Source organism: Lysinibacillus sp. G01H (assembly GCF_028872195.1).
GTDB classification, from domain to species: domain Bacteria; phylum Bacillota; class Bacilli; order Bacillales_A; family Planococcaceae; genus Lysinibacillus; species Lysinibacillus capsici.
This window is the reverse complement of record NZ_CP118397.1, coordinates 2,949,887-2,964,739: the sequence shown is the minus strand read 5'-3', so window position 1 is coordinate 2,964,739 and position 14,853 is coordinate 2,949,887. Positions and strand designations below refer to the sequence as shown.

Sequence of the window (14,853 nt, the reverse complement as noted above, 5' to 3'; positions counted from 1 at the left end):
AAGAAATGAGGCGATTTTAATGATTAACATGATTCAATATTTAGAGCAAAATCCGACGTTAGTGACATTGTTAAAAGAAAAAAAAGCTTCTCTCATTGGTGTAACAGCATTAGAACAAAAGGCAATTTTGGATTCGTTTGATGAAGAACTGAACCTTGAAAATCGTTTGTGGAATTAAAAACAAATAACAATAAAAGGTTTTGGTTTACTATAAGTGTATATTTAATAATAGGTCTCTATTTATTATTTATCATTTATAGTAAACCTTTTATTAATATAGAGGTTAAAGAGGAAAATGGTGTTTGGAAAATAACGAATCCTTATTATAAAGATTGGGCTTTAAAGCAGCAAATAGAGATTGGAGATAATATTTTAAGCGTAAATGGGAATAATATAGATAAAATAACTAATCTTAAATATGATTTAGTAATTAGATCGGCAAATGAAATAACAATAATGAAACCGAACGGGGAACTAAAAGAGATAAAAATAAAGCCGTTTGACATCACTCAACAATTCTATTCTGTTCTCCTTGTGCCAACTAGTTACTATTTATTATCTCTATTAATTTCAATTTATTTGTATCTGAAACCTAAAAATACAATCTTAATAAACTTATTAATTTTGTTTATTTTATCTGTTTCTTTAGCTTATCTAAGCATAGGTGCTTCAGGTATATTAAACCCTTTCGGAATTATAGTAAACCGTGGTAGCATGCTTCTCTGTCTAGTTCTTTTATTAAAGTTTTTGAAAGAGTATTTTGGCTTCCTAAATATAAGATGGCCGTTTATAAAAAATATTAATTCGTTATATATACTTCCCATAGCTGTAATTATTTTAAGTATCTTCGGAATAGTTTATGACGGAATTCATTCTATAGTTTCAAGTATTATTTTAGGTCTATTTTTTTTATTACTAGTAGCTATTCTTAGTATAATGATTTTTAGTTACGTTAAATATAGAATTCCAGAACTTAAAATCCTATTAAGTAGTATAATAATTCCTTTTATACCATTCCTTTTTCTATATGCGTTACCAGAAATTTTTTTCCACAATCAAATTCTTTCGGCAGATATAAGTTCAATATTTCTTTTACTAATTCCATTCAGCTTCATTTTTACACAACTCACTGAACGTATTTTTGATATGGAGTATTTCATTTCTAGATTACGTTATTATTTTAATTTCTCATTTGGCTTTACGATATGGCTGTTAATCGGTTTATATTTATTTGCAGATTTATCAGTTTCGCACATGACGGAGATTTTCTTTTTTGCCTTTCTATCGTTAATGGCGTTGTTCTACATTAAAGAGCGGATTGATTATCGTAAGCGGAAAATTTTATTTTCTACAAAAGGCGACTACATCCACCGCTTGTATACGACCGTTGAGAGTATTGGTAGAGTGGTGAAGATTGAGGACTTATTAGAGAAATTTGTACAAGAGGTTGTGGTTCAGCTTGAAATGGAAAGTGTGTATGTGCTCACATATGATTTTCAAACGCATCAAGTTACCTTAACAAATAAATCCAAAGAATACACGCAGCATCAAATAGATGAGGTACTAGTTGAACGATTAGGCTTGGGAGATATTAAAAAGACAGATCATTTCTATATTGCCTTTATTCATCAAGATGTGAACTATAAACGAATCCTTGTTGTGGATCATAATAAAACGATTTATCTCAAGGACGAGGAACTGCTATGGCTAGAATTATTGCTGCTCTATTTAAATAATTTTATCGAAAACACAAAAATGGTTGAGGAGCTTTTAAATCAGTTAAAGCATATGAAAGAAGCCGATAATCGACAGCTACCATGGCTCAATAAATTACTCTGGCTAAGGTTCGAGGAAGAAAAATATCAGTTGGCACAGGAACTTCATGATACGATTTTACAAGAACAATTGCACATTGCAAGGGAAATGGATGTCCTCATGCATACAAAAGAAAAAGAGGAGATCCCATCTAAACTTATAAAGCTTCATGAACATATGATTATCTCTCTGAATGATTTGAGGGGCTACTGCGAAAACTTAAAGCCACCTCTATTAGATACATTAGGCTTAAATGCAGCCCTTGAAAAATTAATACAAAAAATTCATAAACGGGCTAATTTTGTTTTGATATATACGATTGACCGCCTCTATTTAGAGGATGAGCGTTTAAATTTAATGATTTATCGACTGTTCCAAGAACTATTAAACAATGCGTTAAAACATTCCTATGCTAATACAGTTGAAATACATTTATTGGGCACCGAAGAAGGGTTCCAAATTTTGTATAGTGATGATGGTGTTGGTTGTAATATAGATGATATTCTACTTGCCGATTCTATGGGCATACAAGGAATGCAGGAGCGAGTTCAAGCTTTTAATGGGAAATTCGCATTAGATAGCAAAGTAGGAGAAGGGATGACGATTCGTATTCAAGTAAGTGAAACCCAACATACGAATCCCTATACCTATAAGACCCTGACCCGACCAACTTATATGATACGAGGATAACCAGATGAAGCGGAAGCATACGTGCATATATTTTTTTAACACCTTTTAATCTCTTCGTAGAGGCTACGAATGTGGGTTAGAAGGCTTTTGTTTGAAAATATATTTATTTATTTAAGTTAATAAATCAAAAATGATAAAATGTTATCAAAAAAATATCATTTGGTGAATAGTAAATCAGGAAAAAATGCACTTTTTGGAGTATTTACCTAATATTCAAGGAAATTATGGCCAGATGACCGATATAATCAGGAGAAGGATTGAGGAGGTCAATAGATTTGAATAAAAAATTATTTTTAACAGCAGCAGCAATTCCTGTAGCACTTATTGTTCCAACTGTAGCAGGTGCAGCTGAAACAGTTTCAGTCACTGGAGATAATATTGTCAACGCAACATTAAAAGTAGAAAAATTACCAAATGATAGTATCGTCAATGCCTATCAATGGTATTATCTAGAGGAAATTACTGGGGAAGAGGGTTCAACAAATAAGCCCATTTCTGGAGCAACATCTATTTCCTTAAAAGTGCCTGTTGAAGCAGCTGGAAAAAGCATTTTTGTGGAAGCAACTACGACAGACGGTAAAAAATTTAAAAGTGCACCGCGCACTATTCAGCCATTAGAGCTCGATATCACCATTCCGACCTTAGAAGGTCAATCCGCTGGTTTTGTAGCACCTGGAGAAACAGTGAAAGTAGCTGGTATTACTGTAACTGATAAGAATGGTGCAAAATTGCAAAGTGATCAAATTACATATAGTTATCAATGGTTTTATAAATTAGGTGATAACTCCTTTACTATCATAGAGGGTGCTTCAGGTAGTACATATACGATTCCGAAGGATGCCATTGAAAAGGATATTAAAAATATTGCTGTCACTGTCAAAGCAAACGTGGGTCTTTCCTTTGCGGAATCTAAACTATCTGATACCATCACTGTCTCTAAACAACCCACTGATACTTTAACGAAAGAGATTAAAGCTTTACTGGTCAATGATAATAAATACAATGTATCCAGCTTAGCAGAATTTGGTGCTAAAGTTACGGAACTAGAAAAAAACTATCAATCCTTATCAGCAGCAGCTAAAGGTAATGTGTCTAATTATGATGTCTTAAAGCGAGCACTTACTGATGTTGAATTAATAACTAAGTTAAATGAAAAATGGAGCAAAATAGAGACTAGTAATGAAAAAGAAATAAAGGAACTAGAAGATGCTTATAATAAGCTAGATCTGTTACAGCGTAGCTTAGATGTAGATGAGACCCTATATACGGGCATTAAAAATCTATTAAACGAGCCAAATGATCTTGAAGAGATAAAAGAAGTGAGAAAACTCAATCAAGCTATTATTAATTTATTATCTTATGAGAATTCACTTGTGAAGTATGTAGCTTCTGATGTTGATTCCTTACAAGCAAGCGTGAAGACAATCGAAGCAGATATTGAGAAATTATCACAAAGCTACCGAGCTGCTGTCCAAAACCAAGCAATTTTGTCTGAGGCTAAAACGGATATTAAAAAGGTCGAGCAATTCATTAAATCATTTGATAAATTAGCTACAAATAGTACGCCTAATAAACAAGTGACGACTGCTAAATCAATCCGTACAGCCTATGAAAAATTAACATATAAACAATTAAAATTAGTGCCAGATGTGTATGTCCAGCGTTTGACTACAGCAGAACGTGCAGAAGAAAGCCAAATTATAAATTTAAATAATGTTATAGATAGCTATATTAGCGATGATGTTTATCCGTTCAATCCGTCTGCTGGTTCATGGCAAAGTCATGTCAATAATGTTAATCAAATGATCAAGGAGTATAAGAGCTTAACGAAAGCCTCGGCAGCACAAATTATTGGCTACGATAGTCTTGTTAGCTTACAGAAAGATTTAAAAGCAGCTGAAAAAGTAATTAAAGATATGGATGCCTATCAAAAGTTATCTGCAACAACTGGTGTAACGGAAAGTAAACTTAATTCAAGCTATACAAGTACTTTAAAAGCTTATAATAATCTTACAAATTTACAGCAATCACTTGTATATAATGCTGAAGAATTTTTACTAAACACGCCAAAGATTTCAGTTGATGGCAATGGTAAAGTGCCTACTGATAAAGCAGCAGCAGAGGCGTTAAAGACGGATATTGCCAAATTTGCGGATGTTACGAAATATTCATTCAATCAATTAGAAACCGCTGTTAATACAGCTTCTGAATCCTATAAAAAATTGTCTTCTGCTGCAAGAAAATACGTGACAAATTATTATTTATTAACAGCAGCAAATAAGGATATTACAGGTGTAAAATCCTTCTATAAAAAAATACAGACTGCTAGAGAAGAAACAGATGCTGCGAAAAAGGCTAAAAAAATTGAAACAGTGCAAAAAGCTTATGCGAAATTACCTGCGAATCAGCAGCATTTAGCAAAAGAACAATATGAAGCTTTATTAAAAAATCAAAATATAGATGAAAATGCATCGAAAATTACACAGCTAAATAATGATATTGCCACAATTGTTTCCAATAATCTCTATGTCGTAACGATTGAACGTATTAAAAATCTTTCTACACAATATAGTAGCCTTAGTTCAAGTGAGAAAAAACTGATTACAAACTATGATATCTTAAAAACTGCGCTTGCAGACGTGAAAAAAGTGGAAAGCTTTATGAAGACCTATGAGAAATCCTTTGCTTCAAATCCAAGCACTGTGATCAAGGCATATGAAAAGCTTACATCTAAACAAGTGAGCCTGATTGATGCAGGAACTAGACAATTGATTATTGATAAGCAAAAAGGACAACAGCAAACGAATGAAAATGCATTGTCATTAATTGAATCCATCAATTCACTTCTTGTAAAAGGTGAATATATCAATGGTTTACAGGAGAAAGTAAGTGAAATCCGTAAAGCCTATGATGCTCTGAGTGATGCTGATAAGAAGGTTGTTAAAAATTATTCGAAGCTCACACAAGCAGAGGGTGATTTGAAGAAGGTTGAAGAGGTGCATGCTATATACGAACCAGCAGGGAGCAGTAATGATGCTGCACGTAAAGCGTGGCAAACAGCCTATGGAAAGCTCTCTAAAAGATTAGAGTTACTCTATACAAACATGTATCCAACGGAGCAATAATTGTTACTTTCAGATGGCCTCGAACAGTTTTCGAGGCTTTTCTTTATACATAAGATTTGTCTAGTAATTTGATTGTCCGCTATACTATGTACAACAAGGGAAGAAATTTTTTACATAAAGATTGTAGTTTCACAAAGAAGGTAGGAACAAAAGATGTATAAAATAGGTGTTGTTGGTCCCATTCAATCCGTTGAAAGAATTATTGCCTTAGCACGAGAAATCGAACAGGATATGGAATTTATTCCGTATATATATGAAGTGGCGACGGAAACAAAGCATCTTGTGGAGACACACAATCAGGCTGTCGATTTCTGGTTGTTTTCAGGTTACATCCCTTATAAGCTTGCCAGTCAAACGAATGTATCCAAAGATAAATTGACCCATATTATTTTTTCCGAAGCGGCTATTTATCGGGGTTTTTTAGAGCAATCCTATCAGCAAAAAAAGTTTATAGAAAATGTTAGTATCGATATTATTCCTTCGCCTTCTCAAATGGCTTCAGAAAGTCTTGCAGAGATTCAGCATAATGTCCATCATATGTATCTAAAGGAATTTGATGTCGCTATTGATCCACAAGAGCTATTTGATTTCCACTATAGTCTTTGGCAGGCGGGCAAAATTGATTTTGCGATTACTTGTTATCCCTCTGTAGATGAAGAGCTAAAGGAACGAGGAGTTCCATCTTATTGGGTTTCCCCGACAAAAACAGAAATTTATCATACAGTTCAACTTTTTACAGAGAAGATCAAAACGTCCTATTACAAAGAGACACAAATTGGAGCAGTCATGCTTGAAATTAAGGACTTCGATTCATTAAAAGAGCGCATGAAGCAAGGCTATCGTATTCAATATTTAGAATTGCGTACGAAGGAAAATCTACTACAGCTCTGTGAACAGATTGATGGTTCTCTTATTGAAGAGGGGAATGGCAAATATACGATCTTTAGTACAAGGGGTGCGATTGAAGGGCAAATACGATTCTTACAGGAAAAAATGTATCAGTTGTCGATTGAAATGGAGACAAAGGTGACAGCAGGCATTGGCTTTGCTCAAACAGTGTTCAATGCTGAGTTACATGCTCACCGAGGACTAAGACAGACGAAGAAAAATGAGGCTATTGACATCGTGATGATACAGGATGATGGCACCATTATTGAATCAGTAGGGAATGTAGAAGAGCTATCATATTCCTACCGAGCAGAAGACCCTTATATTTTAGAAAAACTAAAAAAAGGGAATATTAGTATTAAAACCTATATGAAAATCCATGCACTTGTACAAAAAATGCATTGGAAGCATTTTACGACAAAGGATTTAGCGACACAACTGCAAATGAGCGAGAGAAATGCCCAACGAATCGTAGCAGATTTATGTAATGTAGATTTGGCGAGAATTTGTGGGGAAGAATTGCAGCATACTCGAGGCAGACCTATTAAAATGTATCAACTTGTCTGAAAAATTACAGAAATGTTCCAAACCAATAAATGGTGTGGGACATTTTTTTATGCTTTTTGCAGCCTCAAATACTGATAAATCACTAAATTCAGCGGTTATTTAGGTAAATAATATGGATTTACGAAGACGATTATCTATTAGAAATTTTCAAAAAAATCTTGTCTTTTTATTGAACTTTGATTATTATACGAATATATAACGAAAATGTCGGTATATAAAAGGGGATTTACTTACAAGGGGGCAAGCATATTCAAGAGTAGTCGTGGCAATAAAGAGAGGATTTCTATATATGGGAGGGATATAAATGACAACAAATGAAATAACGAAGAAATCTAGAAATGTCATCCTTGCACTTTTATTTTTAGGCTGGTCTTTAGGGAATTTAGATCGCTATATTATGAACTATGCAGTGGTTTCGATTACAGGGGATTTGCAACTGGATGCATCTTCTACGGGTATTATTTTAAGCGCTTTCTTTTTAGGCTATGCCATTATGCAAATACCGGGTGGCTGGCTGGCCGATAAATTTGGCGCAAAACGAGTTTTATTGATGGCTGTTATTATGTGGTCTATTTTTACGGGTCTAACAGCTATTGCGTGGTCCTTAACAGCGATGATTGTGATTCGTTTTTTATTTGGCATTGGTGAGGGTGGTTTTCAGCCATCAAGCTCTAAAATTATTGCTACGATTTTTCCAAAAGAGGAAAGAGGTAGAGCGATGTCCATTATGCTTACTTCTGGTGGCATTGTTTCACTCATCGTCCCTTTACTAGCTGCTTATTTATTAGGAACAATTGGCTGGCGCATGATGTTTATCATTATTGGGGCAATTGGAGCAATAATTGCCTTTTTATATTGGAAATACATTAAACTCCCACAAGATGAGGCAGCTATAGCTGGAACAGAAAATACTACGAACAAAGTGAATTTTAAAGAATTATTGAAAACACCCCTAATGTGGAATTTAATCATTGCTTATTTTTGTATTTATGCAGTGAACTGGGGATTAGTTTCTTGGATTCCAACATATCTTCAAAAAAATCGAGGCTTGGATTTAATGTCTATTGGTTGGGCACAAACAATACCTGCCATTACAACGATAATTGGTGTATATGGTAGTGGCTATATCATTGATAAGTTACCAAAAGGTATGGAGAAAGTGTTAGGCTCCATCTCCTGCGCAGTCATTGGTCTTTTATTGTATTTAATGTTTACTGCCAAAACAGTGACGTTATTTATTGGTTACCAAACAGTCGTGTCGATATTTATTGCGTTTGTCATTACATTACTACCTGTTATTGTACTCAAGAAATTACCTTCTTCTATCACAGGTTCTGCAATGGGGATTGCCAATACAGGTGGACAATTAGCAGGATTTGTTACACCAATGGCAATTGGATTTATGGTTGATGCCTTTAATGGCTCCTTTGATGCAGCCTTTTGGATGTTAATTGGCTTTGCACTTATCTGTATTGTGTCGCTTGTCACACTAAACGACCAAAAAGGAACATTGTTAAAAGCATAATGAAATTGGAGGGACAAATATGAGTTATCATGAAAAAATTTCAACGTTAATTGAAGCAAAACAGCAAGCTACAGTAGCATTAAGCGATGCGATTTGGGCTGTGCCCGAGCTTCATTTTCAAGAAAAGAAATCGATGGAATATATGAAACAGGCACTAGAAAAAGAGGGTTTTAAAACAAAAGTCGGTGTTGCTGGTCTTGAAACAGCGCTTGTTGGAACTTATGGTTCTGGCAAGCCAGTTATTGCCTTTTTAGGTGAATATGATGCGCTTCCAGGCTTGAGTCAAAAAGGTGGGGCAACACAACATGAGCCTCTTGTGGATGGTGGAAGCGGACATGGCTGTGGTCATAACTTATTAGGTACTGGCGCATTCGCAGCTGCTGTTGCTGTAAAAGATTATTTAGAGCAAAATCATCAGTCAGCAACAATCCGCTTTTACGGTTGTCCTGCAGAGGAGAATGGATCTGGTAAAGCTTATATGGCAAAGGCTGGCCTTTTTGATGATGTTGATATCGCGATCTCTTGGCATCCAGGTACGTTTTCGACTGTGATGACATGTAGTTCTCTAGCAAACTATGCAGCAACGTTTAAGTTTACGGGCAAAAGTGCTCATGCCGCAGCTGCACCACATCTTGGACGAAGTGCTTTAGATGCTGTTGAGCTTATGAATGTTGGGGTAAACTACTTACGAGAACACATCATTCCAGAAGCTCGTGTGCATTATGCCATTACTAATTCAGGCGGGACTTCGCCAAATGTAGTTCAACCGTATGCAGAGGTAACGTATCTAGTTAGGGCACCTAAAAAGCAGCAAGTGCAGGAAATTTATCAGCGCGTTGAGAACATTGCAAAGGGTGCCACAATGATGACAGGGACGTCAGTGGACATTGAGTTTGAAGGTGCTGCTTCGAATCTTATTACAAATAAAACACTTTATGATGTGATGTATCAACAAATACTTGAAATCGGTATGCCAGACTATACAATAGAGGATGAACAGTATGCGCAGGCTATTTTCAATACGTTTACACCAGAAGTACAAGCAGCTTCATTAGTGGGCTTGCGTAAAGAAGATGCCAAGCTATTACAAGGAAAAGTGATTGCTAATCATGTTCCAGGCATGCTACCTGAATTTATTATGGGTGGCTCTACAGATGTTGGAGATGTTAGCTGGAACGTACCAACCGTGCAGTGTACAACTGTATGCATGGCATTAGGGACACCATTACATACATGGCAGGTAGTGTCTCAAGGAGTTACCCCAATAGCGCATAAAGGAATGCTACAGGCTGCTAAAATTATGGCTTGTACAGCCTTAGCGTTGCTGGATAATCCTCTATATATTGAAAAAGCGAAAAAGGAATGGCAAGAACGTCTTGATGGTGAAACATATCAATCTTTAATTCCAGATGGAACACAGCCACCTAAGCGCTAACAGGATAGAGTCTTCATAGGAGAACTATGGAGGCTCTGTTTTTGCCTCATTTTGAAAGGAGAACGCAACATGTCAACACAACCGAATCATCAGCATCAACTTTTAGCACAGTGGGTATCACAGTATCGTGCTACTGCCAAAGAAGGGCAATGCGCTAGTTATATCCCTGCTTTAGCCCAAAAAGATCCCAACCAATTAGCTGTGGCGATTGTTGGGACTGAAGGCCATGAAATCAAAGCGGGAGATACCGAAGAACTATTTACCCTTCAAAGCGTTTCCAAGGTCATTACCTTTATTTTAGCCTGTATGGATCGAGGCTTACCATATGTTTTAGAAAGAGTAGATGTTGAACCAACAGGAGATACCTTTAACTCAATTATTCGCTTAGAAAGTCATCAGCCAGGTAAACCCTTTAACCCGATGATTAATGCTGGAGCTATTACGGTATCCTCCATGTTGGCTGGTCATTCTCCACAAGAGAAGGTCACTAAGATTCTACAATTTTTAGAACAAATCATTGGAAAGCAATTAAGTATCAATGAAGAAGTATTCCAGTCAGAGTGGCAAACGGCTAATCGTAATCGAGCATTAGCCTACTACTTAATGGATTCTGGGTTCTTAGATTGTCCAGTAGAAGCGGCGCTTGAGGTTTATTTGAAGCAATGTGCAATTGAAGTCAATGTATCAGATTTAGCCATGATTGGCCTAGTTATTGCGAATGATGGCTATCACCCACTGTTAAAGAAACAGCTATTCCCTAAACAAGTGGCAAAATTAGCAAAGGCTTTGATGGTGACATGTGGTATGTACAATGCCTCAGGGAAGTTTGCGGCATTCATCGGCCTTCCTGCCAAAAGTGGTGTATCAGGCGCGATTCTTGCGGCTGTTCCAGGGCATGCAGGCCTGCACTCGCCGTTTCCTACTGGCTGTGGTATTGGAATTTACGGACCAGCGATTGATCCAATAGGAAACAGTGTGGCAGGTGTAAAGTTGCTAAAACAGCTAGCAACAGAATGGGATATGACGATTTTTTAATGAGTAAAGATGATTTCAGCGCTTAGTCTGAAGTCATCTTTTTTTCATTTTATAAATAATAAATAAAGCGATAAACCAAATTGGTGTTAACAGCAGTGCTGTACGCGTAGCCTCAGAAATAAACATCACAATTAATAAAAAGGCAAAAAATGCAAGCACAACGTAGTTGATAAAAGGTGTCAGTGGTGCTTTGAAGATGGAAGCTTCATGTAAATCACGTTTTTTTCGTTTGTAGATGATGTGCGAAATGATGATAATGCTCCACACCCATATAAAACAAATTGCACTGATTGTCGTCACAACACTAAAGGCGTTCTCTGGCATCAACTTACTTAACAGAGCACCAATTGATACAACAATAGCGGAAATAACGAGTGCATTACTTGGCACACTGTTTCTGTTGAGTTTTGCGAATGCTGGAGATGCCTGTTTATTGTTACCAAGATTATAGAGCATCCGACTTGTGGAGAATAACCCACTGTTACCTGCTGAAGCCGCTGAAGTAAGCACAACAAAATTGATAATACCAGCAGCAATCGGGATACCTGCTAATGTAAAGACTTGGACAAAGGGGCTGCTTGAAGCAGACATCTCATACCATGGGTTAATGCATAAAATGACAAATAATGCCCCTACATAGAAAAGTAAAATGCGAAATGGAATTTTATTAATGGCAGAAGGAATATTTTTTTGAGGATCTGCTGTTTCAGCTGCTGAAACCCCCACTAATTCCACCCCAACAAATGCAAAGACAACCATTTGGAAGGCCATTAAAAAGCCGTATATACCATTTGGGAACATGCCTCCATGTGCCCACAGATTTTCAACTGATACTGTTCCTGAACTAGTTTGAAAGCCAGTTACTAACATAAAAAGACCAATAATAATAAGCGCTACAATCGTAATAACTTTAATAATAGCGAACCAAAATTCTAGCTCACCAAAAAGCTTAACAGTTAATAGATTTAGTAGTAGTAACAATACGAGGCAACCAATGGCTGGCACCCATTGTGGGATATCAAACCAATATTGTGTATAAACCCCCACCGCAATAATGTCTGCCATCGCCGTCATAATCCAACAGAACCAGTATGTCCAACCTGTTACATAACCTGCCCAAGGCCCTATGTATTCGGATGCAAAATCCGTAAATGAAGTGTAGCCTGCATTGGATAGTAATAATTCACCTAAGGCACGCATCACAAAAAATAGCGCTGTCCCTACAATTAAGTAAGCTAGGATGATCGAAGGCCCTGCTAAGGCAATGGCTTTCCCAGAGCCTAAAAATAAACCAGTTCCAATTGTTCCACCAATGGCAATAAGCTGCACATGGCGATTTTTTAAATCTCGTTTTAATTGTTGCTGTTCCACGTTAATCCCCCTCAAAGATGCATAAAAAACTATGGCTGGAAAAATAAAAAGAGACTAGTTGTGACACTAGTCTCGGAAAAACGTCAGAATAACAAATACCATTTACTCGCAGATGTCTACATGAAATAGGTTAAATATTTTATGTAGCATCGCTTATAAAAGCTGTATTACTCCTCTGTCCTTTTGCCTGAGATAGTGAACCCTTCGGCGACGCAATGTGCGCTCTCTCCAGAACTGCTCCTGCTATAGTTTGATCCATAGCATTCATAGCTTATTAACTTTATAATCAATTATTATTGTAAGATATTATACATCCTAACAGTGCTTCTAAAATTATTCAACAATAAATTTTAGCTATTTTCAGAAAAATAGAAGAATAGGGTTCATAACTGGCATATCTCTAACGAAAAATAGTATTTTTGGTTATACAAAGTGTTTCGTGAAGGGTTTTTAAATATGAGGTGGATTATTGGAAGCTTGCTCGGTTATAGCTATCGAAGCGTTCAAACATATGAGAAACTCGCTCCAAAAAGGTGTCAAAGCGCTCAGACGGAAGTGAAAGCCGTTCCAAAAGAGTATTAAAGCGCTCATTTTTATGAGGACCCGACTCAAGTAGTGAAAACTCGTTTAAAGAAGACTTGGTATCAAAAAGGGGACTATATTGCGTTTTGTAGCATTACTTTTTTTATTTTAATGCATGATCAAGGACTTCGTATACAAGAAGCTCGTACAGCATCATTCGAAATAGATATAATATAGTAGAAACTCTGAATTTTTTAAAAAAGAAGTCGTCTCATAGTACTTTGAGACGACTTTTTTTGATGAGAGCATTAATATTTTTTTGCTTTTATTTTACCTGTCCAAGTTTTGAAACCACCTTGAAGTTGGTAAATTTGGTTGTACCCACGTTTTTTAAGAAATAGTGCAGCACGTGAGCTACGGCCTGTATTTTGACAGTATAGATATACTGGTAAATCTGGGCGGATTTCTTTATAACGTTGACGAAGTGTTGTCGAAGGAACATTTCGTGCACCAAGAATGTGACCAGCATCAAATTCTTTTTGCTCACGAACATCGATCAGCTGCGCTTTACGATAGCCTTCAATAAATTGCTCTTGTGTTAGGTTGGTTACGGCTTTTTTGAGTCGTAGTGCATTAATTCCGATATATGCAATTGTGACTACTAAAACGACACCGATTGTGATAAGTATGTCCAAGATTTTCTTACCCCTTTCTATCTTCTCTATTATTATAAAAGATGCGCTAGCGATAGTCCAATGAGTTTGATAAAATTAACTAGGTTGTAGCGAATTCGCCTTTTTCGTTACACAAGCAATTGTTCGCAATTTGAATTGTAGCATAATATTCGTTCAAGTTGACCCACAGGTGGGGCCTGATGGATCATTATATTTGTAGGAGATGAACATATGACAACTTGGTATTTTTTAAATTCAGGGAAATGTAGTCCTTCTTTTAATATGGCACTAGATGAAGCATTACTTGATTGGCATAGTGAGGGGTTAATTCCACCAGTAATTCGTTTCTACGAGTGGGAGCCTGCGACATTATCTATTGGGTATTTTCAACAAGCAAAGAGAGATATTAATTTAGATGCTGTGCGTGAACAAGGCTTAGGTTTTGTACGTCGTCCAACCGGTGGACGAGCTGTCCTACATGAACATGAGCTAACTTATAGTGTCATTGTGACAGAAAGCTATCCGAATATGCCAGAATCTGTAACAGAGGCATATCGTGTGTTAAGTGAGGGAATCTTGCAAGGTTTCCATAACCTGGGTATGGATGCCTATTTTAGTGTACCTGATACAGAGGAGAAAAGAGCGGACCTGAAGAGTCCCAAAAGTGCTGTTTGCTTTGACGCACCAAGTTGGTATGAACTTGTCGTAGAAGGGAAAAAAATAGCTGGAAGTGCTCAAACACGTCAAAAGGGTGTCATTTTACAGCATGGCGCCATTTTATTAGATTTAGATCAAGAGAAATTATTATCCGTATTTAATTTCTCCAGTGAAGAAGCGAAAAATCGTATGCGTAGAAAGCTACCAGAAAAGGCTGTTGCCATCAACAGTCTTGTAAAAGAGCCAGTGACAGTTGAGCAATGTGTGACAGCATTTAGAGATGGCTTTGCAAAATCGTTGCAAATTGAATTAAAACCATTTACACTTTCTGAGGAGCAATTAGAATATGTCCGAGCTTTAGAAGAAAAAAAATATGCTTCAGATGAGTGGAACTTTAAAAAGTAAAAAATGGTATGAAAAAAATATTTTTTAACGTTCAATCCTAGTCATAACAAGTAGTTCTGAATCTATTAAAAAAAGCAAGAGTTGAATTAAAAAACTATATATAGTATCTTTTTTAAAGACATATACACAATATGTAGTGTTTAA

General features: G+C 36.4%; 10 protein-coding genes and 1 riboswitch. Of the genes, 8 read left to right on the top strand and 2 right to left on the bottom strand.

Features of this window, described 5'->3' with window-relative positions; genetic code table 11:
* Positions 1–19 precede the first annotated feature (19 nt).
* From comX to PSR12_RS15050, 7 genes are all read left to right on the top strand, one after another.
* Entirely contained in the window at positions 20–178 is a 159-nt protein-coding gene (gene comX, locus PSR12_RS15080; RefSeq protein WP_004231062.1) for a competence pheromone ComX, read from the top strand.
* A complete protein-coding gene (locus PSR12_RS15075; protein WP_221680142.1) occupies positions 169–2,505 on the top strand; it encodes a sensor histidine kinase in 2,337 nt (778 codons plus the stop codon). The genes comX and PSR12_RS15075 overlap by 10 nt, the downstream gene beginning before the upstream one ends.
* 275 nt (positions 2,506–2,780) lie before the next feature.
* Positions 2,781–5,630 (top strand): hypothetical protein, encoded by a 2,850-nt coding sequence (locus PSR12_RS15070; RefSeq protein WP_274769590.1) that lies wholly within the window; start codon positions 2,781–2,783, stop codon positions 5,628–5,630.
* 153 nt (positions 5,631–5,783) lie between these two features.
* Positions 5,784–7,085, top strand: coding sequence for a hypothetical protein (locus PSR12_RS15065; protein ID WP_221680144.1), 1,302 nt, complete (start codon positions 5,784–5,786; stop codon positions 7,083–7,085).
* 304 nt (positions 7,086–7,389) lie between these two features.
* Positions 7,390–8,610 carry an MFS transporter gene (locus PSR12_RS15060; protein WP_221680145.1) on the top strand — a complete coding sequence of 407 codons (1,221 nt, stop codon included), beginning with the start codon at positions 7,390–7,392 and terminating at the stop codon, positions 8,608–8,610.
* A 19-nt stretch (positions 8,611–8,629) separates the two neighbouring features.
* A complete protein-coding gene (locus PSR12_RS15055) occupies positions 8,630–10,045 on the top strand; it encodes a M20 family metallopeptidase (RefSeq protein ID WP_221680146.1) in 1,416 nt (471 codons plus the stop codon).
* 69 nt (positions 10,046–10,114) lie between these two features.
* Entirely contained in the window at positions 10,115–11,080 is a 966-nt protein-coding gene (locus PSR12_RS15050) for a glutaminase (RefSeq protein ID WP_009370192.1), read from the top strand.
* 33 nt (positions 11,081–11,113) lie between these two features.
* Here the strand turns inward: PSR12_RS15050 and PSR12_RS15045 are convergent, their stop codons facing one another.
* Both PSR12_RS15045 and PSR12_RS15040 read right to left on the bottom strand, forming a co-directional pair.
* Entirely contained in the window at positions 11,114–12,451 is a 1,338-nt protein-coding gene (locus tag PSR12_RS15045) for an amino acid permease (RefSeq protein ID WP_221680147.1), read from the bottom strand.
* Between the two features lie 165 nt (positions 12,452–12,616).
* Positions 12,617–12,693, bottom strand: a riboswitch (glycine riboswitch).
* A 588-nt stretch (positions 12,694–13,281) separates the two neighbouring features.
* On the bottom strand, positions 13,282–13,668 hold the full coding sequence (locus PSR12_RS15040; protein WP_004231073.1) for a rhodanese-like domain-containing protein: 387 nt from the start codon (positions 13,666–13,668) through the stop codon (positions 13,282–13,284).
* Between the two features lie 261 nt (positions 13,669–13,929).
* Between PSR12_RS15040 and PSR12_RS15035 the strand changes: the two genes are divergently transcribed.
* Complete coding sequence (locus PSR12_RS15035; protein ID WP_004231074.1) at positions 13,930–14,709, top strand: lipoate--protein ligase family protein; 780 nt, start codon at positions 13,930–13,932, stop codon at positions 14,707–14,709.
* The last annotated feature ends 144 nt before the right edge of the window (positions 14,710–14,853 follow it).